Annotated in this window: 25 protein-coding genes; 14 read left to right on the top strand and 11 right to left on the bottom strand. The window is 60.9% G+C overall.

Translation table 11 applies throughout. The features are described 5' to 3' along the window. Nucleotides 1-27: 27 nt before the first annotated feature. Entirely contained in the window at nt 28-1,731 is a 1,704-nt protein-coding gene (locus tag LAD35_RS06440; protein ID WP_224151880.1) for an acyl-CoA dehydrogenase family protein, read from the bottom strand. 205 nt (nt 1,732-1,936) lie between these two features. Here LAD35_RS06440 and LAD35_RS06435 point away from each other — a divergent pair, with 205 nt between their 5' ends. Further along, the gene (locus tag LAD35_RS06435) at nt 1,937-2,839 is read left to right on the top strand and encodes a LysR family transcriptional regulator (protein WP_224151879.1); all 903 of its coding nucleotides are present in this window, start codon (nt 1,937-1,939) and stop codon (nt 2,837-2,839) included. 263 nt (nt 2,840-3,102) lie between these two features. After that, nucleotides 3,103-3,399, top strand: coding sequence for a hypothetical protein (locus tag LAD35_RS06430; RefSeq protein ID WP_224151878.1), 297 nt, complete (start codon nt 3,103-3,105; stop codon nt 3,397-3,399). An 84-nt stretch (nt 3,400-3,483) separates the two neighbouring features. On the opposite strand, the gene LAD35_RS06425 is transcribed toward LAD35_RS06430, so the two are convergent. Beyond that, nucleotides 3,484-3,906 carry a hypothetical protein gene (locus LAD35_RS06425; protein WP_224152603.1) on the bottom strand — a complete coding sequence of 141 codons (423 nt, stop codon included), beginning with the start codon at nt 3,904-3,906 and terminating at the stop codon, nt 3,484-3,486. A gap of 140 nt (nt 3,907-4,046) precedes the next feature. Here LAD35_RS06425 and LAD35_RS06420 point away from each other — a divergent pair, with 140 nt between their 5' ends. Then, nucleotides 4,047-4,925, top strand: a complete 879-nt coding sequence (locus LAD35_RS06420; protein ID WP_224151877.1) for a helix-turn-helix domain-containing protein — start codon at nt 4,047-4,049, stop codon at nt 4,923-4,925. A gap of 137 nt (nt 4,926-5,062) precedes the next feature. On the opposite strand, the gene acnB is transcribed toward LAD35_RS06420, so the two are convergent. The 5 genes from acnB to LAD35_RS06395 form a co-directional block, all read right to left on the bottom strand. Next, on the bottom strand, nt 5,063-7,648 hold the full coding sequence (gene acnB / locus LAD35_RS06415) for a bifunctional aconitate hydratase 2/2-methylisocitrate dehydratase (protein ID WP_224151876.1): 2,586 nt from the start codon (nt 7,646-7,648) through the stop codon (nt 5,063-5,065). A gap of 69 nt (nt 7,649-7,717) precedes the next feature. After that, entirely contained in the window at nt 7,718-8,314 is a 597-nt protein-coding gene (locus tag LAD35_RS06410; RefSeq protein WP_224151875.1) for a hypothetical protein, read from the bottom strand. Nucleotides 8,315-8,370: 56 nt separating this feature from the next. Next, on the bottom strand, nt 8,371-9,357 hold the full coding sequence (locus tag LAD35_RS06405) for an HpcH/HpaI aldolase/citrate lyase family protein (protein ID WP_224151874.1): 987 nt from the start codon (nt 9,355-9,357) through the stop codon (nt 8,371-8,373). A gap of 8 nt (nt 9,358-9,365) precedes the next feature. Next, nucleotides 9,366-10,154: a trans-aconitate 2-methyltransferase gene (gene tam / locus LAD35_RS06400; RefSeq protein WP_224151873.1), complete on the bottom strand. Its 789-nt coding sequence runs from the start codon at nt 10,152-10,154 to the stop codon at nt 9,366-9,368. An 18-nt stretch (nt 10,155-10,172) separates the two neighbouring features. Next, the gene (locus tag LAD35_RS06395) at nt 10,173-11,159 is read right to left on the bottom strand and encodes a malate dehydrogenase (RefSeq protein WP_224151872.1); all 987 of its coding nucleotides are present in this window, start codon (nt 11,157-11,159) and stop codon (nt 10,173-10,175) included. Nucleotides 11,160-11,428: 269 nt separating this feature from the next. On the opposite strand from LAD35_RS06395, the gene LAD35_RS06390 reads away from it, so the two are divergent. The 8 genes from LAD35_RS06390 (at nt 11,429) to LAD35_RS06355 (ending at nt 19,483) form a co-directional block, all read left to right on the top strand. After that, entirely contained in the window at nt 11,429-12,223 is a 795-nt protein-coding gene (locus LAD35_RS06390; RefSeq protein ID WP_224151871.1) for a GntR family transcriptional regulator, read from the top strand. A gap of 137 nt (nt 12,224-12,360) precedes the next feature. Further along, a complete protein-coding gene (gene sdhC / locus LAD35_RS06385; RefSeq protein WP_224151870.1) occupies nt 12,361-12,795 on the top strand; it encodes a succinate dehydrogenase, cytochrome b556 subunit in 435 nt (144 codons plus the stop codon). Between the two features lie 42 nt (nt 12,796-12,837). Continuing rightward, complete coding sequence (sdhD, locus tag LAD35_RS06380; RefSeq protein WP_224151869.1) at nt 12,838-13,203, top strand: succinate dehydrogenase, hydrophobic membrane anchor protein; 366 nt, start codon at nt 12,838-12,840, stop codon at nt 13,201-13,203. Nucleotides 13,204-13,225: 22 nt separating this feature from the next. Beyond that, entirely contained in the window at nt 13,226-15,031 is a 1,806-nt protein-coding gene (gene sdhA / locus LAD35_RS06375; RefSeq protein ID WP_224151868.1) for a succinate dehydrogenase flavoprotein subunit, read from the top strand. A gap of 30 nt (nt 15,032-15,061) precedes the next feature. Continuing rightward, nucleotides 15,062-15,766 carry a succinate dehydrogenase iron-sulfur subunit gene (locus LAD35_RS06370; RefSeq protein WP_224151867.1) on the top strand — a complete coding sequence of 235 codons (705 nt, stop codon included), beginning with the start codon at nt 15,062-15,064 and terminating at the stop codon, nt 15,764-15,766. 18 nt (nt 15,767-15,784) lie between these two features. Then, the gene (locus tag LAD35_RS06365; protein WP_224151866.1) at nt 15,785-16,075 is read left to right on the top strand and encodes an FAD assembly factor SdhE; all 291 of its coding nucleotides are present in this window, start codon (nt 15,785-15,787) and stop codon (nt 16,073-16,075) included. A gap of 18 nt (nt 16,076-16,093) precedes the next feature. After that, entirely contained in the window at nt 16,094-17,404 is a 1,311-nt protein-coding gene (locus tag LAD35_RS06360; RefSeq protein ID WP_224151865.1) for a citrate synthase, read from the top strand. A gap of 192 nt (nt 17,405-17,596) precedes the next feature. Beyond that, a complete protein-coding gene (locus LAD35_RS06355; protein ID WP_224151864.1) occupies nt 17,597-19,483 on the top strand; it encodes a phosphoethanolamine transferase in 1,887 nt (628 codons plus the stop codon). 50 nt (nt 19,484-19,533) lie between these two features. On the opposite strand, the gene LAD35_RS06350 is transcribed toward LAD35_RS06355, so the two are convergent. Next, the gene (locus LAD35_RS06350; protein ID WP_224151863.1) at nt 19,534-20,799 is read right to left on the bottom strand and encodes a PA0069 family radical SAM protein; all 1,266 of its coding nucleotides are present in this window, start codon (nt 20,797-20,799) and stop codon (nt 19,534-19,536) included. 154 nt (nt 20,800-20,953) lie between these two features. Here LAD35_RS06350 and rnk point away from each other — a divergent pair, with 154 nt between their 5' ends. Both rnk and LAD35_RS06340 read left to right on the top strand, forming a co-directional pair. After that, on the top strand, nt 20,954-21,367 hold the full coding sequence (gene rnk, locus LAD35_RS06345; RefSeq protein WP_224151862.1) for a nucleoside diphosphate kinase regulator: 414 nt from the start codon (nt 20,954-20,956) through the stop codon (nt 21,365-21,367). A 115-nt stretch (nt 21,368-21,482) separates the two neighbouring features. Further along, nucleotides 21,483-22,742, top strand: coding sequence for an IS3 family transposase (locus LAD35_RS06340; RefSeq protein WP_224149582.1), 1,260 nt, complete (start codon nt 21,483-21,485; stop codon nt 22,740-22,742). A gap of 50 nt (nt 22,743-22,792) precedes the next feature. Here the strand turns inward: LAD35_RS06340 and LAD35_RS06335 are convergent, their stop codons facing one another. Beyond that, entirely contained in the window at nt 22,793-23,941 is a 1,149-nt protein-coding gene (locus LAD35_RS06335; protein ID WP_224151861.1) for an acyltransferase family protein, read from the bottom strand. 294 nt (nt 23,942-24,235) lie between these two features. On the opposite strand from LAD35_RS06335, the gene LAD35_RS06330 reads away from it, so the two are divergent. After that, the gene (locus LAD35_RS06330; protein ID WP_224151860.1) at nt 24,236-24,820 is read left to right on the top strand and encodes a GbsR/MarR family transcriptional regulator; all 585 of its coding nucleotides are present in this window, start codon (nt 24,236-24,238) and stop codon (nt 24,818-24,820) included. 15 nt (nt 24,821-24,835) lie between these two features. Here the strand turns inward: LAD35_RS06330 and LAD35_RS06325 are convergent, their stop codons facing one another. Continuing rightward, nucleotides 24,836-25,390 carry a DUF1439 domain-containing protein gene (locus tag LAD35_RS06325; RefSeq protein WP_224151859.1) on the bottom strand — a complete coding sequence of 185 codons (555 nt, stop codon included), beginning with the start codon at nt 25,388-25,390 and terminating at the stop codon, nt 24,836-24,838. A gap of 184 nt (nt 25,391-25,574) precedes the next feature. After that, on the bottom strand, nt 25,575-26,576 hold the full coding sequence (locus LAD35_RS06320; protein WP_224151858.1) for an NAD(P)H-dependent flavin oxidoreductase: 1,002 nt from the start codon (nt 26,574-26,576) through the stop codon (nt 25,575-25,577). Nucleotides 26,577-26,728 lie beyond the last annotated feature (152 nt).

Here is a 26,728-nt window from a genome sequence, read left to right as displayed (position 1 = left end):
AACTGCTTATATCAACCGGTCGCCGCCTTACCGCCAGTCGGCAGGCACGGCGCCGCTCTCCAGCGGATCGCGGGGCAGCACGCGGTGCAGCAGCACCAGTTGCGACAGGCGCAGGCGCTCGGCTGATCCGGTCTTGCCCGCTTCCCACGCCATGGCAATCGCGGTGGTGCAGTTGTACAGGCCCGTGGCGGCCTGGCGGGCCAGCGCATCGCCACCTTCCTGCGCGGCGCGCTCGGCCAGCGCACTGGCGCGGCCCAATGCGTCTTCCAGCGCCTTGCGGTAGCCAGCGGTGGTCGTGCTGTGGTCGAGCAAATCCTTCAGATAGGCCTGCAGCACCGGCAGCGAGCCTTCGCGCTTGATGGCGCGGATCACATCAAGCGCCACGATGTTGCTGGTGCCTTCCCAGATCGAGCCCAGGTGCGAATCACGCACCAGGCGCGGATCGCTCCACTCTTCGATGTAGCCGCAGCCGCCACGCACTTCCATGGCGTCGCCTGTCACCTTGCGCGCATCGCGGCAGGCGCGGAACTTGATCATCGGCGTGAGAATGCGCAGCAGCGCGTAGGCGTTTTCTTCACCCGCGTCCGAGCGCATCAATGTGCGCGCAGTCTGGAACACCATGGTGCGTGCCTGCTCGGCGGGCACGCGCAGCTTGTCGAGCTGGCGCTGCATCAACGGCATGTCTTCGAGGCGCTTGCCGAAGGCGATGCGCTCGCGCGCGACGAACTCGGCCTCGGCCACGGCGCGGCGCATCATTCCTGCCGAACGCACGCCATTGGAGAGGCGCGAGTTGTTGACCATGTCGGCCATCTGCACAAAGCCCCGGCCCTGCTCACCCACCAGATAGGCCACGGCGCCATCCATGCGGATCTCGCCACTGGCCATGGATTTGGTGCCCATCTTGTCCTTGAGGCGGATGATGCGGTAGTGGTTGTTGCTGCCGTCGTCCAGCGTGCGCGGCAGCAAGAAGAGCGATATGCCTTTCATGCCGGCAGGCGCACCATCGACATGCGCCAGCACCATGGCAAATGCAGCATCGGGGTTGGAGCAGAACCACTTGTCGCCTATCAGGCGCCAGCTTCCGTCGGCAGCCGCCTTGGCAACGGTCTGGGTGTTCGAGATATCGGAGCCCGCCGCCTGCTCGGTCATGAACATGGCGCCCTGGGCCTGCGTGTCCCAGTCCAGCGACAGGAGCTGGGGCAGGTATTTGTCCACCAGCGCCTGGTCACCGAACTTCTTGAGGGTGCGGGTGAGCGAGTCGGTCATCGACAGCGGGCAGCACAGCCCGAACTCGGATTGCACGAACAGATACGTCAGCGCATATTTGACGATGGGCGGCATCTTGCCCTTCCAGCCCAGCATGTCGTCGCGGTGCGAGATGGCCTGCAGGCCGAACTGGCCGTACGCAATGCGCTCCAGCTCTTCATAGGCCGGGTGCTTGATGATGCGCTGCCTGTCTTCGCCCGCGCGGGTACGGTATTCGAGCGTGGGCGGGTTCTTGTCGGCAATGCCTGCCAGCTCGTCGATCCGGCCACCTGCCAACTCTCCCATCCGCGCAAAGTGCGGCTGCAGATGCGCGAGCAGATCGGCAGGCAGGTACAGCCTGAGCAGTGTCTGCAGCTCGGGATCGGTCTCGTAGAAATTGGCGCCGTGGCGATCTGGCACCGGGTGTTCGTTGGACAGCACCGTCTTGGCAACGGCAGTATGCTGGGGCTGGTCATGGGCGGACATGCGCGTCTCCTGGAAAGCGGGTCTGTCGCCACAGTTCCACCTTGGAGCCTGCAGCGCAGCCTGTGTTTGATCGCTGAATTTCAGCACCCTGACCGATTCGCGTCAAATATTATTAAAATCTTGATCGATACATATTAAATATTAATAGCGTCCCAGAGCCATGGAACCAACCGTGGACGGAGGAGCCCAGATTAAAGGAGACAGCATGGAACTGCGCCTTCTCAACTACTTCGCAACCCTCGCCGAAGAACTGCATTTCAGCCGCGCGGCCAGGCGCCTGTCCATATCGCAGCCGCCGCTGTCGGTAGCCATCAAGCAGCTGGAAGAGGAGATTGGTGCCCAGCTGTTCGAGCGCACCAGCAAGGGCGTGCGCCTGACGCCTGCGGGCGAGCACCTGCTGCCTCGTGCGCGGCAATTGCTGACGCTGTCCCAGCAGGCAGTGCAGGAGACGCGTGATGTGGGCCACGGCGTGCGCGGCCACCTGCGGCTCGGGTTCGTCGGATCGGCCCTGTACCGTGGCGTGCCACAGGCGCTGGCAGCCTTTCAGACGCAGCACCCGCAGGTGCGCGTGGACATGCTCGAACTCAACAGTGCCGAGCAGGTGCAGGGCCTGCAGCAGGGACGGCTTGACCTGGGCCTGGTGCACAGCATTCTGCTGCCCGAAGGCATTGCCAGCCAGCTGCTGATGGAGGAGGCCTTCGTCGCCTGCCTGCCCGAAGGCCACGCATTGGCGAAGGAGCCGGAAATTGATCTGGCGCGCCTGAAGAACGAGCGCTTGATTCTCTTTTCCAGCGCCGTCTCGCCGGTCTACCACCAGCGCATCTACCAGATGTGCATGGCCCATGGCTTTGCCCCGGAGATTCGCCACGAGGTGCGGCACTGGCTGTCGGTGCTGTCGCTGGTCTCCCACGGCCAGGGAACCGCCATCGTACCCGCTGCCCTGCAGCGCGTGGGCATGCCACGGGTCGTATTCAGACCGCTGCAGGGCCAACACCCCGTGTCCGAACTGCTGGCAATCTGGCGCAGCCAGCCGGACAACGCACTGGTGGAGGACCTGCTGCACAACTTGCGCGCAGCCGTCAGCGCCATTGGCAAAGGCAAGGTATAGCAGCCAAAGGCACGGGTACCCTCATCCAAGCAAAACTACCCACTAGTGCTTATACAGTGCGCACTTCAACTATCATTTTCATAGCGTTTTAATTCAGGACCGGCAGCGTTTTTCCCGCCGGTTTCTGTGCTTGGGCCTGGCGGGCTACATGCCATGCAACACCCTCTTCTGCGGATGCAGCGAAACAATTCGCACAAAATACCTGTACAAATAAACAGTTTCATAAGATACTCAATACTGTTTTTATATACAGATATTCATCCATGGAAACTGTCACCCTGATCGAAGCCCACCTGCAGGATTGCCAGGGCATTGAACCGGCGCTGCGCAGCAAGGCAGAAGCGCGTTTTGTCAAAGAGCTGCAGCGCCAGTTCCCTTCGGAACAAGCGTTGGTGGAGGCATGGGAAGCGTGGAGCAGCGCTGCAGAAGGCGCTGATGAGATCAACCCCGGCCAGGAGCAATTAGCCCGCAGCTGGCTCAAGGCCTTTGAGCGCGCCCGGTTTGCCGGCTTTCGCGACATCGCGGTGGAAGAAGCGTTTTTTGAAGTCAAGCTGCATTGATGCCTTGCTAGCAGGCCCAGCGTGGAGGCTGGGCTCCTGCTTCCAGCTGCCTGCGAGTCAAGTGGGGTGGCCTCTGGCGGCAGTTCAGGCAACCGCCCGCTGACCCGGCATTGCTGCCTGCCGCGTGGCGCGCAGCCCCATCCACTGCAGATCGGCCAGGGCCAGCACAACAACCGCCTGCACCGCCACCCATGCCACGCCCCAGCCGCTCAATACCAGGCTGGAGCCCAGAACCAGGGCTGCACAAGCCAGCGCCCAGCCCAGGTTGCCCACGGCGACCAGCCCGACCAGCGTGCGCGGCACTGGCTGGCGCCGCGCCATCCAGCCTGCAGCCAAGGCATAGGCCAGCAGAAAGAGGCCCGTCCCGGCCAGCAAGAATGGAGGCAGGCCCGTCAAGCGGGCGAGCGGCTGCGTAAAAGCCAGCTGGGCAATACCTGTACCCGCACAGGACGCTGCATCGGCCCACATCACACGGGGCAAGAACCGGGGAGAAGCAAAGACGGACATGAAAGACTCCTGTTGAATGAAGAAGGTCTGCGGCCAGTCCAGTACCGGCTGCAGGGCTCCATGGTTCCCATCTGCGTGCACTGCGTCGATAACCTCGCAGGTCATGGCCCGCCCTCCCCGCTTGCCACTACGATGCAGGCATGAACACCAGCACTGCGCCCTCCTTTCATGCGACTCCTGCATCCACTGCGCCACCAGGTGCCCGCGCCCCATTTGGCGAGCACCTGCGCCACTGGCGCCAGCACCGCCGGTTGAGCCAACAAGGCCTGGCGCTGGAAGCCGATATTTCGACCCGGCACCTGAGCTATGTGGAAACCGGCCGCGCGCAGCCCAGCCGCGAGATGGTGCTGCGTCTGGCCGAGCGCCTGTCGGTGCCGCTGCGCGAGCGCAATGCGCTGCTGGTTGCTGCGGGCTTTGCGCCCATGTACCAGGCGCGCCCGCTTGACCACCCCGATCTGGCGGCCGCACGCCAGGCCGTGGAACTGGTGCTCCAGGGCCATGAGCCCAACCCCGCGCTCGCGGTGGACCGGCACTGGAATCTGGTGGCCGCCAATGCCATCGTGCCGCTGCTGCTCGAAGGCGTTGCGCCGCACCTGCTGGAGCCCCCGGTGAATGTTCTGCGCCTGAGCCTCCACCCCGACGGGCTGGGCCCGCGCCTGGCCAATGCCGGAGCGTGGCGCGCCCACCTGCTGCACCGCCTGCAACAACAGATTGCAGCAACGGCCGACGGCCAGTTGCAGGCCCTGCATGATGAAATCGCCGCCTACCCCTGCCAGGGCGGCGATGATGCCTCGCACGGGTCAGCCCCCGGCAGCCACATTGCCGTACCCTTCGAGCTGCACACCGCTTTGGGAAAGCTGAGCTTCATCAGCACCATCACCATCTTCGGCACGCCGGTGGATGTGACCCTGCAGGAGCTGGCGGTCGAATCCTTCTTTCCTGCGGATGCCGCAACCAAAACGGCCCTGGCGGACATGCGTGCCGCCATGCAGGCTGCGGACGGCGCTCCCGACGCCTGATCGCCCGGGCTGCGCGGGCCGAACGCAGCACTCCTGCCGATGCAATGAAAAAACCCCGCCAGACATCATCTGGCGGGGTTTTCTAGGGGGGTGGCAAATGCAGCCTCGTGCTTCAGCAGCCCTCAGGCTGCCGGGCATCAGACCTTCTCTGCGACTTCTGCGTATTCGGAGATTTCGTTGAAGTTCATGTAGCGGTACACCGAGGCCTTGTCGGCATCGATCACGCCCATTTCCTGCAGGTACTCTTCCTTGGTAGGCAGCTTGCCGATGCGCGATGCAATGGCAGCCAGTTCGGCCGAGCCCAGGAACACGTTGGTGTTCTTGCCCAGGCGGTTGGGGAAGTTGCGGGTGGAGGTGGAGATCACCGTCGCACCTTCGCGCACCTGTGCCTGGTTGCCCATGCACAGCGAGCAGCCGGGCATTTCGGTACGAGCACCAGCGGTGCCGAAGGCAGCGTAGTGGCCTTCCTTGATCAGCTCGCTCTGGTCCATCTTGGTTGGCGGTGCCACCCACAGCTTGACGGGGATGTCACGCTGGCCGCCCAGCAGCTTGGCTGCAGCGCGGAAGTGGCCGATGTTGGTCATGCACGAACCGATGAAGGCTTCATCAATCTTGGTACCGGCCACTTCGGACAGGAACTTGGCGTCGTCCGGATCGTTGGGGCAGCAGACGATAGGCTCCTTGATGTCGGCCAGATCGATCTCGATCACGGCGGCGTACTCGGCGTCCTTGTCGGCTTCGAGCAGGTCGGGCGTGGCAAGCCAGGCTTCCACCTTCTCAATGCGGCGCTGCAGGGTCTTGGCGTCGGCGTAACCGTCGGCGATCATGTTCTTCATCAGAACGATGTTCGAGGTCAGGTACTCCTTGATTGGCTCGGGGTTGAGCTTGATCGTGCAGCCAGCAGCCGAGCGCTCTGCCGAGGCGTCGGACAGCTCGAATGCCTGCTCCACCTTCAGATCGGGCAGACCTTCGATTTCGAGAACCTTGCCCGAGAAGATGTTCTTCTTGCCAGCCTTGGCCACGGTCAGCAGACCTGCCTTGATGGCGTACAGAGGAATTGCGTGCACTAGATCGCGCAGCGTCACGCCGGGCTGCATTTCGCCCTTGAAGCGCACCAGCACAGATTCAGGCATGTCCAGAGGCATCACGCCGGTGGCAGCACCGAAGGCCACCAGGCCCGAGCCTGCGGGGAACGAGATGCCGATGGGGAAACGCGTGTGCGAGTCGCCGCCGGTGCCCACGGTATCGGGCAGCAGCAGGCGGTTGAGCCAGCTGTGGATCACGCCGTCACCAGGACGCAGGGCCACGCCGCCACGGTTGGAGATGAAGGCAGGCAGTTCGCGGTGGGTTTTCACGTCCACGGGCTTGGGGTAGGCTGCGGTGTGGCAGAAGGACTGCATCACCATGTCAGCCGAGAAGCCCAGGCAAGCCAGGTCCTTGAGCTCATCGCGGGTCATCGGGCCGGTGGTGTCTTGCGAACCCACGGTGGTCATGCGAGGCTCGCAGTAGGTACCGGGACGAATGCCCTGGCCTTCTGGCAGACCACATGCACGGCCGACCATCTTCTGCGCCAGCGTGAAGCCTGCATTGGAAGCAGCAGGGGCTTGCGGCAGGCGGAAAGCGGTGGATGCAGGCAGGCCCAGCGTCTCGCGAGCCTTGGCGGTCAGCGAACGGCCAATAATCAGGTTGATACGGCCACCGGCTTGCACTTCATCGAGCAGCACATCGCTCTTGAGGGCGAAGTCGGCGATCTTGGCACCGTTCTTCTCGACCTTGCCTTCGTACGGGAAGACGTCGAGCACATCGCCCATTTCCATCTTCGAGACATCGACTTCGATCGGCAGCGAGCCGGAGTCTTCCTGCGTGTTGAAGAAAATCGGCGCAATCTTGCCGCCCAGCGTCACACCACCGAAGCGCTTGTTGGGCACGAAGGGAATGTCCATGCCGGTCGCCCAGATGATGGAGTTGGTGGCCGACTTGCGGGAAGAGCCGGTGCCGACCACATCGCCCACGTAGGCAACGAGGTGGCCCTTTTTCTTCAGGTCGTCAATGAACTGCATCGGGCCGCGCTTGCCGTCTTCCTCGGGCTTGAAGGCCGCGTCGGGGCGGGTGTTCTTCAGCATCGCCAGGTAGTGCAGCGGAATGTCGGGGCGGCTCCAGGCATCGGGTGCTGGCGACAGATCGTCGGTGTTGGTTTCGCCAGGCACCTTGAACACGGTGACAGTGATCTTTTCCTCAACCTTGGGGCGCGAGGTGAACCATTCGGCATCGGCCCAGCTCTGCATCACTTCCTTCGCCTTGGCATTGCCAGCCTTGGCCTTGGTGGCGACGTCGTTGAAGTAATCGAACATCAACAAGGTCTTCTTGAGCGCATCGGCGGCCACCGTGGCGACTTCGGCATCGTCCAGCAATTCGATCAGCGGCTGCACATTGTAGCCACCCACCATGGTGCCCAGCAATTCGGTCGCCTTGGCCTTGGAGATCAGGCCAACCTTGATGTCGCCATGCGCAACCGCTGCCAGGAAGGACGCCTTGACCTTGGCGGCATCGTCCACGCCCGGGGGCACGCGGTGGGTCAGCAAATCCAGCAGGAAAGCGTCTTCACCAGCGGGAGGGTTCTTGATCAGCTCGATCAGCTCGGCAACCTGCTTGGCATCCAAGGGCAGCGGGGGAATGCCCAGTGCGGCGCGTTCAGCCACATGGTCGCGGTAGGCTTTCAACATACTTACTCCGGTTCTCTATTTCAATGGTGGGGCGCGCCGTGCCTGCTGCATCCGCGCCGCTGACAGGGATCAGCGGCCGTTGCCTTCAAACAAGGCGGCGGGGGGGTTTTTCTTGATGGCTTCAGCCACCTGGTTTTGCTCTGGGCTCATGCATTCGTCAGCCATGCGCTGGCCCAGCTTGCGGTTGATGAGCATGGATTTGTTGGCCACCTGCAGCCACATCGCACCTGCCTTGGCATCTTCCAGACGCACCGTGCCGGTGGAGGTGGAAACAGGCGACATGTGGTACTTGAAGCCCTTGCCTTCCACAAAGAAGTAGCCGGGGTTGACCGAGTCCTTGGCAATGCTGACCGAAGCACCCAGTTCGCAGCTGATGCGGCCCTGGTACACCTGCTCGGCAATGGCCAGCTCGGCTGGCGTGAGCGTCTGCTGGGTCGGAATGGCGGCGGCAGAGCCGACGGCTACTGCACCAGCAGCGCCAGCGGCAACCGCTGCACCCTTCTTGGCGGTGGATTTTTTGGCAGTCGTTTTCTTGGCAGGGGCTGCGGCCTTCTTGGCCGTAGCGGCGGCAGGCTTGGCGGGCTTCTTTTCTGCAGCCTGTGCACCCACTTGAACCAAGGCCAGCGCAGGAGCCAGCACCAACAACGAAATCACGCGATTTTTCATAACAATAACTCCCGCGATACAACGCAAGAAACAGGGAAAGGGCTGACCGGATCTGGTTACAGCCACTCCCGCACTGTACTCGGCAAAGGACAGCCGGTTTGCGCAGCCCGCTCCAAAACTTGCCAAAAGTAACGATAACTGGCGCGATCGTGTAACACTCCATCCACACTGATGGGGGCCCACTGCGCATCGGCCGCCGCCCGCACAATGCGTGCAGCCAGTGCGACTTCTGCCTCTGCCGGCGCAAATGCCTGCAGGATCGGGCGAATCTGTGCGGGGTGAATGCTCCACATGCGCGTATAGCCAAACTCGCTGGCCGCCCTGTGGGCAGCCTGCTGCATCGCGTCAGGATTTTTAAACTCTGTTACCACACAATGCGACGGCACCTTGCCATAGGCATGGCAGGCAGCAGCAATTTCGAGCTTGGCCCGCACCACGAGCGGATGCGTGAATTGCCCCTGCACGCCCATGGCGCTGGAAGGGATCGCGCCGCCGTGTGCAGACACAAAATCCATCAGCCCGAAGCTGATGCTCTGCACGCGCGGGTGCGCTGCGATCTCAAAAGCGCGGTGCACCGCCTGCGGCGATTCGATCAGGACATGCAGTGGCACATCTGCACCGGTCGCACGCTGGAGCAGCTTTTCCGCCTGCACCACATCGTCCACCGATTCCACCTTGGGCAGCATGATGTGGCAGAGCCTGTGGCCCGCTTCGCCTGCAATCATGGCGATGTCATCGGCAAACGACGGATGATCCACCGCATGCACGCGTGCAGCCACACGAGCCCCCGGTGCGGCGCCATTGGCCAGCGATACGACGAGCCGCGCATGTTCCTTTTCCTGCCCGACGGCAGCGCCGTCTTCACAGTCCAGGGTCACATCGAACACGCAACGGCCAAACTCGGCCGCCATTTCTGCCTGCAAGGCCAAGCTTTTGCGCATGCGCTCTTCCACGCCGCTGTAGTGGTCGCACACCGGCAAACTCAGGGCGCCGCCCTGGGCGCCGAGCAGAACCTGTGCAGGATGGATGGCAGAAACGCTCATATCAGACATCAGTTGGGGCGCTTGGCCACCAAAAACAAGCGAGGGAACGCCAGCAGGCGCTTGCCGTCGCTGCGCTTGCCGTAGGCCGCGTCGATGCGGCGCGTATATTCGGTCAGAAAACTGGCTTGCAGCTCGGGATTCAAAGGCTCCAGGAACGGACGCAGTCCGGTGCCACGAACCCATTGGACAATGGCCTCGGCACTGTCCATTGGGTGCTGGTATGCCGTGCGCCACACATCTACCTGCGCGCCACGGGCCAACAAATCGTAGTAGTCATTCAAGGCGAGCAAATCGGTGCGAACCGCATGCGGGTCTCCGATATGGTCTGCCCAGGGTTGCTCGGCAGCCACTGCACGCATCAGGCGGTGCGTAGGCTCTTCGCGGTTGTCCGGCATCTGGATGGCCAGCACGCCACCGGGCGCCAGCATGCCAAGCAGGCGCGGAAATAGCTGCTCATGATCCGGCACCCATTGCAGTGCAGCATTGGCAAAGATCAGGTCAGGCAGGCGGCCATTGATCTTCTCAGGCTGCCAACTGGCGATATCTGACAGTTCGAAGCGGGCATTCGCAAGACGTGCACGCGCAGCCGTGAGCATGTCCTGCGAATTGTCGACACCCAGCACCTGCGCATGCACAAAGCGCCGGGCCAGAAGTTCGGTGGAATTGCCCGGGCCGCAGCCGATGTCCACGACACACGCCGCATCATCAGCCAAGGGCACGCGCGCCAGCAGCTCGGCGGCCGGGCGCGTACGCTCGTCCTCAAAGCGGCTGTAGAGCTGGGCATTCCACTGAACCATGTCTATTGCCTCGCTAGATTACAGCAGGTGCTTGACGCCGTCCTGCTCGCCTTGCAGCTCGGCCAGGGTCTTGTTGATGCACTCTTGCGAGAAGGCATCGATTTCCAGGCCGGTCACGATCTTGTACTCACCGTTTTCGGTGGTCACAGGGAAGCCGAACACGATGCCGGCAGGGATGCCGTACTCGCCGTTGGAAGGCACGCCCATGGTGACCCACTCGCCATTGGAGCCCAGGGCCCAGTCGCGCATGTGGTCGATGGCGGCATTGGCGGCAGAGGCTGCCGACGACAGGCCGCGAGCGGCGATGATGGCAGCACCGCGCTTGCCCACGGTGGGCAGGAACACGTCCTTGTTCCATTCCTGGTCGTTGATGGTTTCCTTCACGGATTTGCCGTCCACGGTGGCAAAACGGTAGTCGGCATACATCGTGGGCGAGTGGTTGCCCCAGACGGTCAGCTTGCGGATGTCGCCCACCTTGAAGCCGGCCTTGGCAGCCAGCTGCGAGGCAGCGCGGTTGTGATCCAGGCGCAGCATGGCGGTGAAGTTCTTCGCTGGCAGGTCAGGTGCCGACTTCATGGCGATGTAGGCATTGGTGTTGGCAGGGTTGCCCACCACGAGCACCTTCACGTTGCGCGAAGCCACGGCGTTCAGCGCCTTGCCTTGTGCAGTGAAGATCTGTGCATTGGCGGCCAGCAGGTCGGCACGCTCCATGCCAGGGCCGCGAGGACGGGCACCCACGAGCAGCGCGTAGTCGGTGTCCTTGAAAGCCTGCATGGGGTCGCTGTGGGCTTCGATGCCAGCCAGCAGGGGGAATGCGCAGTCTTCCAGCTCCATGATCACGCCCTTGAGCGCGTTCTGGGCCTTTTCGTCCGGGATTTCCAGCAATTGCAGGATGACTGGCTGGTCCTTGCCCAGCATTTCGCCGGAAGCGATGCGGAACAACAGGGCGTAACCGATTTGACCAGCGGCGCCGGTGACAGCGACACGTACGGGCTTCTTGCTCATGGGAAAACTCCAGAAAATAGATGAGAGGTGTCCATCCAGGCCATTACCGGTAAAACATGTCGCTTTACGGCTGGCAGCATCCCAGTTACAGGCCTGTAAACAACGTGCAAGTGTACTCTTGAACAGATCACTCAGTCAATTTGTCTTATGTCTTATATAAGATATGATTGCAGCTTCGGTTGCTACAATATGTGCATCCCAGATACGAACTGACTGGCGCCGCCCGACGAGCGGCGCACGAGAGGTTAAGCCTCCGAAGAGACAAGCGCATGACATCCTCCACCCCCAACGCAAACGACACCAGCAGCACGCCTGCAGGCGACAGCGTGGGTGGCGGCGCACCGGCATTCAGCCCGCTCTATCAGCAGATCAAGAGCCTGATCCTGCAAAGCCTGCAGGCAGGGGCCTGGAAGCCAGGGGAGATGATTCCCAGCGAAATGGAGCTGGCTGCCCGCTACCGTGTCAGCCAGGGGACCGTGCGCAAGGCCATTGACGAACTGGCTGCCGAGAATCTGCTGCTACGCCGCCAGGGCAAGGGCACTTTTGTGGCCACCCATGCGGAGCGCAATGTGCAATACCGCTTTCTGCGGCTGCTGCCCGATGCCGGTGACCGCAACGAGGAAGGGCCCACCCAGCGCAATATCATTTCGTGCCGTACCATCAAAGGCCTGAGCGACATCTGCAAGCTGCTGCAGGTCCCCACGGGTGAATCCCTGATCCACGTGCGGCGCGTGCTGGTTCTGGCATCCACGCCCACCATTCTGGAAGACCTCTGGCTGCCCAGCAGCAACTTCAAAGGCCTGTCTGCCGAGCAGATGCGTGACTACCCCGGCGCCACCTATGCCATGTTCGAGGTGGAATACGGCGTGCGCATGGTGCGTGCCGAGGAGAAACTGCGCGCCGTGCTACCGGACGAAGCGCAGGCCCAGCTTCTGCAAGTAGACCAGGCCACCCCGCTTCTCAGTGTGGAGCGCGTGGCCTATACCTATAACGATGTTCCCATGGAATTACGACGAGGACTTTACCGCACGGACACCCACCACTACAGCAATACCCTGAGCTAGTGCGCCGGTCAAGTCATAGCGATCACCCCGGGGTTTAATGAGAAACCCTTAGACCTTCGCGCTGCATTGCAATAAAATTTTCCCGGTTTGAGCAACCCGATTACATAGCAGTTACATCCACGAAAGATATCCTCACCATGACAGATACCACGAAAAAGCGGCCAGAGTTCCGAAATATCAACCCTCTATCGGACCTCACGACCTATCGCCTGCCCGCGGCTGCCAAGCTGTCGATCCTGCACCGCGCCAGCGGTCTGATCATGTTCCTGCTGCTGCCATTCGTGATCTGGCTGCTCGATACCTCGATTTCGTCGGAATACTCTTACGCCCGATTTGCCGCCGCCTTCAACACGGGCGTCGGCATTTTTGCTGGCTGGTTCATCAAGCTGGTGGTGCTGGCACTGATCTGGGCCTATCTTCACCACTTCTGCGCCGGCCTGCGCCACATCTGGATGGATGTCTCGCACAAGTCGGTCACCAAGGAATTTGGCCGCTCGTCGGCCCTCGCCTGCTTTGCGATCAGTCTGATCCTCACCGCGATCCTGGGCGCCAAGCTGTTTGGCCTGTACTGATCACCTGCGATTGCATTACCAAAGAATAGAAAGGATCTCCCCATGTCCGTCAATTACGGCTCCAAGCGTGTCGTGACAGGTGCCCACTACGGCTTGCGCGACTGGCTGGCCCAGCGCGTGACCGGCCTGCTGATGGCGCTGTTCACCGTGGCCCTGCTGGTGCAGGTACTGCTGATCAAGGGCCCCATCGGCTACGAGCAGTGGGCAGGCATCTTTGCCCACCAGTGGATGAAGTTCATCACCGTCGGCACCCTGGTGGCTCTGGCCTACCACGCCTGGGTGGGCATGCGCGAAATCTTCATGGACTACATCCAGCCTGCCGGCCTGCGCCTCGTGCTGCAGGTGTTCGTGCTGGTGTGGTTGGTTGGCTGCCTCGGCTGGGGTCTCCAGGTCCTGTGGCGTCTGTGATCCCTGCGATTGAAAGAAAACAATGAGCTATACAAAAGAGAACATCACCAAACGCAAGTTTGACGTGGTCATCGTTGGCGCAGGCGGGTCTGGCTTGCGCGCTGCACTGGAGCTGTCGAAGGCTGGCCTGTCCGTTGCTGCACTGTCCAAGGTTTTCCCCACCCGCTCGCACACCGTGGCGGCGCAGGGTGGCGTGTCCGCATCGCTGGGCAACATGTCGCCGGACAACTGGGAATGGCACTTCTACGACACCATCAAGGGCTCCGACTGGCTGGGCGACCAGGACGCCATCGAGTTCATGTGCCGTGAAGCACCCAAGGTTGTGTACGAACTTGAACACTTCGGCATGCCTTTTGACCGCAATCCCGATGGCACGATCTACCAGCGTCCATTTGGCGGCCACACGGCCAACCATGGCGAAAAGCCCGTGCAACGTGCCTGCGCTGCAGCCGACCGTACCGGCCACGCCATGCTGCACACGCTCTACCAGCAGAACGTCAAGTCCAAGACCAACTTCTTCGTGGAGTGGATGGCACTGGATCTGATCCGTGACGAATCGGGCGACGTGGTCGGCGTGACCGCGCTGGAGCTGGAAACCGGTGATCTCTATGAGCTGCACGCCAAGGCCGTGCTGCTGGCTACCGGCGGCGCTGGCCGCATCTTCCAGGCATCGACCAACGCGTTCATCAACACCGGCGACGGCCTGGGCATGGCGGCACGCGCCGGCATTCCGCTGCAGGACATGGAGTTCTGGCAGTTCCACCCCACCGGCGTGGCCGGCGCAGGCGTGCTGCTGACCGAAGGGTGTCGCGGCGAAGGCGCCATTCTGCGCAACAGCGAAGGCGAACGCTTCATGGAGCGTTATGCGCCCACCCTGAAGGATCTGGCACCCCGCGACTTCGTCTCGCGCTCGATGGACCAGGAAATCAAGGAAGGCCGTGGCTGCGGTCCCAACAAGGACTACATCCTGCTGGACATGACCCACCTGGGAGCCGAAACCATCCACAAGCGCCTGCCGTCCGTGGAAGAGATCGGCCACAACTTTGCCAACGTGGACATCACCAAGGAGCCAATCCCCGTGGTGCCCACCATCCACTACCAGATGGGTGGCATTCCTACCAACATCAACGGCCAGGTCGTGGTGTGGGATGGCGAGAAGAACAACGTGGTCAACGGACTGTACGCCGTGGGCGAATGCTCCTGCGTGTCGGTGCACGGCGCCAACCGCCTGGGCACCAACTCGCTGCTGGACCTGCTGGTGTTCGGCAAGTCGGCCGGCAAGCACATCGTCAACTACGTCAATGGCTATGGCGAATTCAAGGAAATGCCTGAAAACGCTTCCGACTTCTCGCTCTCGCGCCTCAACAAGCTCGACGAATCGAGCAGCGGCGAGTATGCGCAGAACGTGGCCAACGACATCCGCAACTGCATGCAGCAGCACGCAGGTGTGTTCCGCACGCAAAAGAGCATGGACGAAGGCGTCAAGAAGATTGCCGAGATCCGCGCTCGCGTGGGCGGTGTGACCTTGAAGGACAAATCCAAGGTCTGGAACACGGCCCGCATGGAAGCACTGGAAGTGGCCAACCTGATCGAAGTGGCGCAGGCCACCATGGTTTCTGCTGCTGCCCGTACCGAATGCCGTGGCGCCCACACCGTGGATGACTACGAGCATCCTGCCGACGATCCCAAGTACCCTCTGGGCCGCAATGACATCGACTGGCTCAAGCACACCCTGTGGTACAGCGATTCCAACAGCCTGGATTACAAGCCGGTCCAGCTCAAGCCTCTGACCGTGCCATCCGTACCTCCCAAGGTCCGTACGTTCTAAATCCACGCAGCCCACGAAAGAACATCCCAAATGAAGCGTACTTTCAAAATCTACCGTTACGACCCCGATAAAGACGCCAAGCCTTACATGCAGACGGTCGAGGTGGAACTCGACGGCCACGAGCGCATGCTGCTGGACGCGCTGGTCAAGCTCAAGGAGATGGATCCGTCCATCTCGTTCCGCCGCTCCTGCCGTGAAGGCGTTTGCGGCTCGGACGCCATGAACATCAACGGCAAGAATGGTCTGGCGTGCCTGACCAACATGAACACCTTGAAGGGTGAGATTGTGCTCAAGCCGCTGCCTGGCCTGCCAGTGATCCGCGACCTGATCGTGGACATGACCCAGTTCTTCAAGCAGTACCACTCGATCAAGCCCTACCTGATGGCTGACAGCTTTGTCGCCAACGACAAGGAGCGCCTGCAGTCACCCGAAGAGCGCGAAGAGCTCAATGGCCTGTATGAATGCATTCTGTGCGCCAGCTGCTCGACCAGCTGCCCATCGTTCTGGTGGAACCCCGACAAGTTCGTGGGCCCGGCCGGTCTGCTGCAGGCCTACCGCTTCATCGCGGACAGCCGCGATGACCACACCAGCGAACGCCTGGACAACCTGGAAGACCCGTACCGACTGTTCCGTTGCCATACCATCATGAACTGCGTGGATGTGTGCCCCAAGCACCTCAACCCTACGAAGGCCATTGGCAAGATCAAGGAACTGATGGTGCGTCGCGCCGTCTAAGAACCGGGTAGAGCAAAGATGGAAAACGAACTGCTGGATGAACGTGCCCGTGATCTGCTGCGTTGGCGCAGCCGCCGCGGCCTGGTGGAGAACGACATCTTCATCGAACAGTTCTTCCACACCTATGGAGCAAGCCTGAATGTCCGCCAGGCGCAAGGGCTGACCGCTTTGATGAATCTGTCGGACAACGATCTGTTGGACTTGCTGCTCAACCGCAAGGAACCAACAGACAACCTCGACACACCTGATGTTCATGAAGTGCTGGGAATGCTGCGCAGCCGAAAACACCGCACATCCCTAGCGGACTAACTCGAGAAGGAACCAGTTATGAAACTAGCAGACAACAAAGCCACGCTATCGTTTAGCAATGGCTCAGCAAGCGTGGACCTGCCGGTCTACCAGGGCAGCATCGGCCCGGATGTGATCGACATCCGCAAGCTGTATGCCCAGACCGGCATGTTTACCTATGACCCAGGTTTCCTCTCGACGGCTGCCTGCCAGTCCGCCATCACGTACATCGATGGCGACAAGGGTGAACTGCTGTACCGTGGCTACCCTATCGAACAGTTGGCCAAGAGCTGCAACTACCTCGAAACTTGCTACCTGCTGCTGTACGGCGAATTGCCCAATGAAAAGCAGAAGGCCGACTTCGAGAACACCGTGACCCAGCACACGATGGTCAACGAGCAGATGCAGTTCTTCCTGCGTGGCTTCCGCCGTGATGCACACCCTATGGCTGTGCTGACCGGTCTGGTGGGCGGCATGTCGGCCTTCTACCATGACAGCACCGACATCAACAACCCTGAGCACCGCAACATCGCCGCGATCCGCCTGATCGCCAAGATGCCAACCCTGGTTGCCATGGCGTACAAGTATGGCGTTGGTCAGCCCTACATGTACCCCAAGAACGATCTGTCGTATGCAGGCAATTTCATGCGCATGATGTTCGGCAACCCTTGCGAGGAATACCAGGTCAACCCCGTGGTGGAACGCGCACTGGACCGCATTTTCATCCTGCACGCAGACCACGAGCAGAATGCATCGACCTCCACCGTGCGTCTGTGCGGCTCGTCGGGTACCAACCCGTTTGCCGCCATTTCCGCTGGTGTGGCCTGCCTGTGGGGCCCTGCGCACGGTGGCGCCAACGAAGCCTGCCTGAACATGCTGGAACACATCCAGGCCAATGGCGGTATTGCCAAGGTAGGCGAGTTCATGGAACAGGTGAAGGACAAGAACAGCGGCGTCAAGCTGATGGGCTTTGGCCATCGCGTCTACAAAAACTATGACCCACGTGCCAAGCTGATGCAGGAAACCTGCAACGAGATCCTGGCAGAACTGGGCCTGGAAAACGATCCGCTGTTCGCCCTGGCCAAGCAGCTGGAAAAGATTGCCTTGGAAGACGACTACTTCGTGTCGCGCAAGCTGTACCCGAACGTGGACTTCTACTCCGGCATCGTGCAGCGCGCCATCGGCATCCCTGTCAAGCTGTTCACCGGCATTTTTGCCCTGGCCCGCACCGTGGGCTGGATCGCCCAGCTCAACGAGCAGATGGCAGACCCCGAGTACAAGATCGGCCGTCCTCGCCAGCTGTACACCGGCTCGGTGGTGCGCGACGTCAAGCCTATCGCACAACGCTGATCTGCCTCTGCCAGCACCTCATAATGAGGTGCACCCGCAGCACAAACCCGCCTCTGGCGGGTTTTTTCTTGACCTGTACAACACGCAGTCCCCTCCTACCGTGCAATAGCCTGCTCAAGGGACTGCCAAGGGTCAACTTCATATCTGTGACACATTAATGCCGCTTTAAGCTCCCCCCGCGACCATGCGCGGATGAAGTTTCTTGCCCGGCTGCTCTCTCTCGCTGGTAAATCCATTGTCCCCCCCGGCAGTGCTGCACTTCCTCCCTCCATAGCGGGCAATGCGCCCGCATTGGGTGAACTGGCATTGCGCTCCAGCCGAGGCCTGGTACAGGCTCGCCCCGTATGGTGGGTTGCGCTGGTCATCAGCCTATGGCTTGCCAGCATCGGCAATCTGGCCTTGTGGAAAGCTGTTGCAGGCATCTCCGGCCAGGGAAATACCCAGCCGTGGGGACTGGGTCTCGCCCTCGGCCTGGCCATTGCCTTCGCTTGCTGGGCCATCCTGAATCTGCTCAGTTGGGGCCGTGCATCCAAGCCGGTGATGGTGCTTCTGTGCTGGGTGACGGCGTTCGCTGCGTACTTCATGCTCAATTACGGCATCGCCATTGACGCGTCCATGCTGGTCAACGTGCTGCAAACCGATGTGCGCGAAGCACGCGATCTGCTGCACTGGAGCCTCTTTGTCACCGTAGGGGCCATCGCCATACCACCTACCTGGTGGTTGCTGCGCCAGAGTCTGCAGCGCAACACCAGCTGGCGCCCGTTGCTGCGCCAGCTCGCGCTCATGCTGCTGGCCGTGGTGGCCATGGTGCTGGTGGTTCTGGCAGGCTTTCGCCCCATCTCCTCCACCATGCGCAACCACACACAGCTGCGCTACATGATGAATCCGCTTTCCACGCTGTATGCCGCAGGCAGCCTGGGCGTGCAGCAATTCCATCGCCGTGACACCACGCTTTACCCCATTGGTCAGGATGCCAAGCTGGGCGCCAGCTACATCGGCCAGTCGCAATACCCCATCTATGTGCTGGTGGTGGGAGAAACGGGCCGTGCGGGCAACTTTGGCCTGTATGGCTATAACCGCGCGACCACGCCCCAGCTTTCTGCCCGCAATGACCTGATCGTAGCCAAGGACGCCTGGTCCTGCGGCACCAGCACTGCGGTATCGCTGCCATGCATGTTCTCGCACCTGGGGCAAGATGGTCAAAACAGCAGCAAATCCTACGAAAACCTGCTGGATGTATTGCAACGCGCTGGCCTCGCCGTGCTGTGGGTAGACAACCAGTCTGGCTGCAAGGGCGTATGCGCGCGCGTACACAGTGCCGCAACCCTGCCCGCCAGCAATCAGCCATCCGCTCCCGAAAAAGCCGATGCAGGCAAAGCCATTGGCCTGAATCCACAGGAACAGGCCGCCCTTTGCAAGGACGGCGAGTGCGTCGACATGGCCCTGCTGGACGATCTGGACAATCGCATCGACGCGCTGCCTGTAGAACAACGTGCGCGCGGTGTGGTGCTGGTACTGCACCAGATGGGCAGCCACGGACCGGCATACTTCAAGCGCTCGCTTTCCCAGGACAAGAAATTTGCGCCCGAGTGCACTAATGTGGCCCTGCAATCGTGCGACCGTGAGTCGCTGGTCAACGCCTACGACAACAGCATTGTCGCGACCGATCGGATGCTGGGCGGCCTGATTGGCTGGCTGGAGCAAAAAGGCCAGCGCCAGCCCACTGCCATGATGTACGTGGCCGACCACGGCGAATCGCTGGGCGAGAACAACATCTATCTGCACGGCCTGCCCTACTCCGTAGCACCCGACGTGCAAAAGCATGTACCCTGGATCACCTGGCTGTCGCCGCTGATGCAGCAGCGCATGGGTGTCAACACGGCCTGCCTGCAGCAATCCCTGGGCAGCAGCAGGATCAGCCACGACAACTACTTTCACTCCGTGCTGGGCCTGACGGATGTGCAGACCAGCCTGCACAACGCCAAGCTGGATATATTTGCCGGTTGCGCCAATCCCGGCAGCAGCCAGGCACGCCCGGGTGTGGCGGGCATGGCAGCCCATACCGGCGCCCCCGCCTGAATATCTGCCCCAGCAGCACGGGTGGCAACTCTGTATGCACCCAACCCAGGCTAAAACAGGCTGCTTTGCTGTGGCCCGCGCTGGCCCTGCTGCCATGCAGCAAACGGAGCCCAATCCAGCGGCTCACGCTCGCGGCCGTAACCCAGCTGCTCGCAACTGCGCACAAACCGCTGGCGAACCAATTGCGCCCACAGGCCCTGGCCTTTCATGCGGGTGAGATAGTCGCTGTTGTAGCTTTTGCCGCGCGCGCGCTCCTCGTCGCTGATCTGGTGCAGGTCGCGCACACGCTCCATCACCCGCGGGGCTCTCTGTGGGTAGTGCGCCTGCAACCATTGCTGAAACACACCGTTCAGCTCCCAGGGCAGGCGCAGCACTGTATAGAAAGCGGTGGTTGCACCTGCTTCACGTGCAGCATCCAGCACCTGCTCCATGTCGTCGTTCAGAAAGGGAATGTGCGGTGCAACACTGACCCCCACGGGAATCCCAGCTTCTGCGAGGCGGCGTATGGTCTGCAGCCTTCGGCGCGGAGCGGCAGCGCGGGGCTCCAACAACCGCGCCAGTCCACCATCCAGCGTGGTGATGGTGATATAGGCCGCAGCACGCTTGTGGCTTGCGGCTTGCGCTATCAAATCAATATCACGCTCGACACCACTGCTTTTGGTGATCACCGAGAACGGGTGGCAGGCTTCGTTCAGGACCTCGATCACCTGCCGCGTCAGCCGCCAGTCTCGCTCGATGGGCTGGTAGCAATCAGTCGCCGAGCCAATGTTGAGCGAGGCCGGCCGGTAGCGGGGATGGCCGATCTCACGCCGCAGCACCTCTGCAATATTGGTCTTGGCAAACAACTGCGTCTCGAAATCCAGCCCCGGCGATAGGTTGAGGTAGCTATGGTATGGCCGCGCATAGCAATAGATGCAGCCATGCTCGCAGCCCCGGTACGGGTTGACCGAATGGTCGAAGAAGATATCCGGGGAATCGTTCTTCTGGATCGCGCTGCGTGCCCGCTCCTCGTGCACCTGGGTGCCCAGTGCCTGCGCAGCCTGCCGCCACCAGATCGCTTCGTCGTGCGAGGCATCATGCTCTTCCGCATCCATACCGACACCTTGAGCCACGGCTCCATTCCAGCCATCATCCAGCCATTCGCGCTGCTCTTTGGCAAACCGGTGCAGGGGCGCAGAGACCGCACCGCGCCCTTTCAGAAGAGAACGAGCCGGCGCAGCCGCCACTGGTGCCGGCTCCGCATCTTCACTGGTGCGCACCCACTCCTCACCATTAGCGATGATGGGAGAGCGAGAGGAATGCTTGTTTTGCGGCATGGTATTTCATCGCTGATACTGTATATTTATACAGTATACAAAGACGAGGCAGACTTGCCAATCGGACGAATTGGCCAGCTTCTATTCGCACCAATATGGTGCGAGATTGCGGATCGCCTACAGTTCGACTTTTCATCATCCGGAGGAAGTTTTGATGTCTCGCAAGCCCCATCTCATCTTGTCGTCGCTGGACGTGGATCGCCTGGAGGCATTGCTGGCACAAATGTCTGCTGCGGCTTTCCCTGGAAAAGCGGATCTGGAAGCGGAAATTGCGCGCGCTGACATCGTCGAGCCCACGGATATTCCGCCCGATGTGGTGACCATGAACTCGACTGTCACCTTCGACATGGCTGAATCAGGCAAACAGTTTCAGCTCACCCTGGTCTACCCCAAGGATCTGGATGGCAGCACCGAAAAGGTCTCGGTCTTCGCCCCCGTCGGCAGCGCACTGCTGGGTCTGTCGGTCGGAGACGAGTTGGCATGGCCGTCGGTGGGCGGCAAGAGCATGACCGTCCGCGTGACCGGTATCGTCTACCAGCCGGAGCGCGCTGGCGAACTGCACCGCTGACCCTTCAGGCCCACGGCAACCCAATGAAAAAGCACGCCATGGCGTGCTTTTGTTTCACATGTGACCCGTCCTGAATTGGGTTGACACCTTTCTGAAGAACAGAAAGGAAAGTCAAATGGAACAGTGGGTTAAGAGAACGCAACGGGACTACACGCTGGCTTTTAAACTCGCAGTAGTCGATCAAGTAGAAAGAGGTGAGCTGACCTACCGGCAGGCCCATGAGCGGTACGGAATCCAGGGCGCCTCAACTGTACTGGTGTGGCTTCGCAAGCACGGACGGCAGGACTGGAAAGCTGCATCATCAAGGGGCAAAGGATTACAGAAGATGCCTGAATCGCCCAAGCTGCTGACTCCAGAGCAGCGCATCAAGGAGCTGGAAGTGCAGCTGAAAGAAGCCCGCGAGAAAGCGGCCTTCTTTGAAGCGGTAGTGAACGTGCTCAAGCGCGACTACGGAGTCCAAGTCAAAAAAAAAGCCTGCGGGCAAGTCCTCACGCAAAAGCTCGTCAAAGGGTTAAGCGTCACGAGGGCTTGCCGCTACATGGGAATCAGCCGCCAAGCGCACTACAAGCGCCTGGTCTGCCAGCGTGCACGCAGCGAGCGGGACAAGGCGGTGGTGGAGTTGGCCAGTGAAGAGAGGCGCCATCAGCCACGCATTGGCACGCGCAAACTGCTGCACTTGCTCAAGCCGCCGCTTGAACAGGCGGGAATCCAGATCGGGCGCGATGCACTGTTCGTTGTCCTGCGCCAAGCACGCATGCTGGTGCTGCCACGGCATGCGTACCACAAGACCACCAATAGCCATCATCACTACCGCAGGCACCCCAATCTACTCAAGGAGGGCCCGACCAAAACAGTGGCAAGTGGTTGTGAGCAGCTATGGGTCGCTGACATCACGTATCTACCCACCAAGGAGAAGACTGCCTATCTGAGCCTGGTGACCGATGCCTACTCGCGCAAGATCGTGGGCTGGCACGTGCACGATAGTCTGGAGACCAAGCAGGTCAGCCAAGCGTTGAAGATGGCACTGCGTCAGCGGCGAACAGATCAGCCGCTCGTACACCACTCTGATAGAGGTGTTCAGTACTGCTCGGCTCAATACCAGCGCATCCATGCACGCCACCGCATCACCTGCTCCATGACCGATGGCTACGATTGCTACCAAAACGCTCTGGCTGAGCGGGTCAATGGAATCCTCAAGATGGAATACTTGTTGCAACGACCTGCCGATCTCTCGCAGGCCCGCACCATGGTGGGCGAATCGGTACGGCTGTACAACGAGCGCCGGCCGCACCTGTCCCTAAAATACAAAACGCCCGATGCAGTACATCGGGCGTCTCTCGCCAACCAGCTTGGGCTGGAGATTAGTCGCGAATAGGTGTCAACCTATGACAGGACGAGTCAATGACGGGTCACATTGACCAGCGCTTACAGCGCAAAACGGGCACTCAACAAGCTCACGACAAGGCCTGCGCCGATAAAGCCCAGCTCCCAGCGCGCCACGCCTTTGAGGCTGGGCGTACGCGCCTCCACAAAGTGATAGAGCATACGCCCCGCCAGCAGTGACAGTGCGAATGCCACACACATGCCCAGCCAGTTGAGCCAGGGCTGTGTCGCAATCACCTGCGAAGCCACGGCATTGCACAACACCACGATAGAGAAGTGGACGAGGAACACCGAATACGAAAACTGCCCCAGCGACTGCAACCAGCGCAGCGGAGCAATATGGCCCGCCAGCCAATCGCCCACCTTGCCATCGGAGGGCACTCGCATCAGCCACAGCAAAGCCACGGCACTGGCGCAGGCTACGGCAATCCGCAGGCGGAATTCGATCTCGAACGAAACGAGCCCCAGCAGGAGAAGCAACGCCGTCCATGCCCAGGGTCGGCTGCTGGACCTGCCCCAATAGGCCAGCATGCCCACGCCATAGGCGCCGATGAAGTAGACAAACCACATGTCCAGATCGCTGTTGCGATTGAGCACCCACAGTGACAGTGCGGTAAGGCCAATCACCAGGTACTGGCTGACGGACAGCCCCATCCAACGCCGCTCCCAGCCACGCGTGGCGGCAAACAGCAAGGTCACTGCGGCAAACAGCTGGAAATCGATGGCCACATACCAGACACCGGCCGACAGCGCATCTTCACCCGTGATGTCCTGCAGCATCAGGGCATTGGCAATCAGTTGGTGCCAGCTGGGCTCTCCGGGTACGGATTCATGCGCAAACCAGGGGCGTACCAAGGCGGCAATCAGCACGGCAAACAGCAGTGCAACGGAATACGGCGCCAGCAGTCGCAGCGCGCGTTTGCCGATCTTTTCCAGAGGCTGGCCAAACCGTGCAATGCCCTGGGGCGCCAGGCTCGCGGCAGCCAGGTAGCCACCCATGACCAGGAAAATCTGCACGGCGATGCGGGCATAGTCCGCCAGCCAGTCGATGACACCCGGGGTGACTTGGCGAGCCACGTTGGACATCGGGCCATAGAAGGCCAGGTGATGCCACACGATCGCCGCGCAGCATGCTCCTTTGATGACGTCCAGCCACAGATTGCGATTGTTATGCGTTGTTGTAGAAGACAAGGTCGTCAGGCCGGCCGCTCACCGCTGGGGGAAGACTGGCCCGTTCCACTCAATCGCTGCAAACGTGGATTGGAGGGGCACGCCAGGAAAGCCATCCAGCAGTGGAGACCAACAATGGTCAAACACAGTCGCAACACTGCATAAACAGTGCTGCTCAAGGTCTAACGCCTGTTTGCGTATGCTGGTTGACGCCGCAACACACAAATTCGTCCTCTTTACACAGCAGAATCCTCACCGCTCCGGTGCCCGACCGCAATGGATTCAGCATTTTCTGAAAAGACCGATAATCCAACCATGAAAACGCCCGAAGCTCCTCTGCCCGAACTCACCCGCCAGTTTGTTTCGCATTTTGGCGAAATGGGCAGCCGCTGGGGTATCAACCGCACGGTGGGGCAGATCTATGCTTTGATCTTTCTGTCGCCTCGCCCAATCAATGCCGATGAGATCGCAGAAGGCCTGTCGTTCTCGCGCTCGAACGTCAGCATGGGGTTGAAAGAGCTGCAATCCTGGCGCCTTGTGCATATGCGCCACCTGCCTGGTGACCGGCGTGAGTATTTCGAGTCACCCAACGATGTGTGGGAGATATTCCGCACACTGGCGGAAGAGCGCCGCCGCCGAGAGATCGAGCCCACGCAATCCATGCTGCGCTCCGCCCTGCTGCAGGAAACCCATTCGGACGATGAGAAATACGCCCAGCAGCGCATGCAGGAGATGTACGACCTGATCGACCGCCTGATGACCTGGTTTGACGACGTGCAACGCCTGAACCCGGAAACCGCCATGCAGCTGATGGGCATGGGCAGCGCCGTCACCCGCGTACTGAGTCTCAAGGACCGGCTGACGGGCAAATCACCAGGCAAAAAAGAAATCAACGACTAAGAACGTGTCGACGTTCTAGGGCTGCTCAGTGCCAAGCGGCTTGGGCGCGAGAACGATGCGCAGCTTGTCCGCCTGCACGTCCATGCTGTGCACCGTGTAGCCCAGGCCTTTGAGCAGCATGCGCTGGCTGGCGGGAAGCTCATACACGGCAAGTCCGTTCAACACCTGCTCCGCCAGGCGCGGCGCATAGGTCTGGAACATGGGCTGGTACTGGGGTGGCACGCCTTGCATGTGGAGCTGTTCTACGCGGACATGCTGCATGCGGATGGTACTGTCAGCGTCGTTGTAGTACAGGCCAAAATCCAGTGCTATCTGGCCGGGATACTCGGTGTTCATCAGCTTTTCAGTCACCCAGATATCCAGCATGGTTCGCAGGCTGTTGCTGCTGCCCAGCAACTGCACGGCGGGTTTTTGCAGCTGAATCACCACCATACCCTGCCACGACCGCGCCAGCGGAAACTTGGCCGCCACAGCGCTCTGCAATTGAGACTGGGTAATGCTGATGCTGCGCGCGCCCTGCGGCAGGGCGGACGAGGCCGCTCTCTCCACGCCTGCGGCAAAACCGGGCAATGCCGAAAACGCCAGCAGCCCACCTATACAGGCGCGGCGTGATATTGGAAAGGCAGGTGGCCTGCGTCGCTGAAACATACAAAACTTATAGCAGATGGCGCACCATTGGAGCGCACCATCTGCCAAAAGTTCTGTAATCAGCTGTACAACGGCCAAAGCGCAAGCTCGCAGGCCAGCACGGTGCTCAGGCCACAGCACTCTCACTTGCTGCAGCGGAGCGCTCGGCAGCGGCAGCACGCTCCACCAATCCGTCACGGGCAGCGAAATACTCGCGCTTGAGGCGCGCCACCAATTCTGCGGCCGGCACCACCTGCTTGATGGCGCCAATGCCCTGGCCACTGCCCCAGATGTCTTTCCAGGCCTTGCGCTCCTTGCCAAAGCTCATCGAGCTTGGATCGGAGACCGGCAGGTTGTCCGGGTCCATGCCAGCCGCGCGGATCGACGGGCTCAGGTAGTTGCCATGCACGCCAGTGAACAGGTTGCTGTAGATGATGTCATCCGAATTGGAGCTGACAATCATCTGCTTGTACTCTTCCACGGCACGTGCTTCATCGGTCGCGATGAAGGCCGAGCCGATATAGGCAAAGTCTGCGCCCATGGCCTGCGCCGCCAGTACCGAGCGGCCGCTGGCAATGCTGCCCGACAGCGCCAGCGGGCCGTCGAACCATTCACGGATTTCCTGCACCAGTGCAAACGGGCTCTTGATGCCCGCGTGGCCTCCTGCACCTGCTGCCACGGCAATCAGGCCATCCGCCCCCTTGTCGATGGCCTTGTGCGCAAAGGTGTTGTTGATGATGTCGTGCAGCACCACACCGCCCCAGCTGTGCGCTGCCTGGAACACGTCTTCGCGCGCCCCCAGTGAAGTGATGAGGATAGGCACCTTGTACTTTTCGCACAACGCCATGTCATGCTCCAGACGCTCGTTGGTGCGGTGCACGATCTGGTTGATGGCAAACGGTGCTGCGGGGCTGTCCGGATTGGCGCGGTTGTGCGCAGCCAACTCTTCGGTAATCTCTGCCAGCCAGTCTTCCAGTTGCTCGGCCGGCCGGGCATTGAGCGCAGGCATGGAGCCCACAATGCCCGCCTTGCACTGTGCAATCACCAACTTGGGATTGCTGATGATGAAAAGCGGCGAACCGATCACCGGAAACGGCACGTGTTTCAATGCGCCAGGAAGTTGGGACATGGGATCTCCTTCGATTCAAAAGGCCTTCGGGCCTGCCAACAGCTGTTTTTGCAAAAGGCCGCCTGTCATAGGTAATCGGTGTAAAAAAGCTGCTCACGCCCACCATGTTTGCGCAAGCAGCCCTCTGCTCCATGGCAATCCAGGGGGTGATC

It is taken from the genome of Comamonas odontotermitis (genome assembly GCF_020080045.1).
GTDB lineage: Bacteria > Pseudomonadota > Gammaproteobacteria > Burkholderiales > Burkholderiaceae_C > Comamonas > Comamonas odontotermitis.
This window is presented reverse-complemented; position numbering and strand designations above follow the sequence as displayed.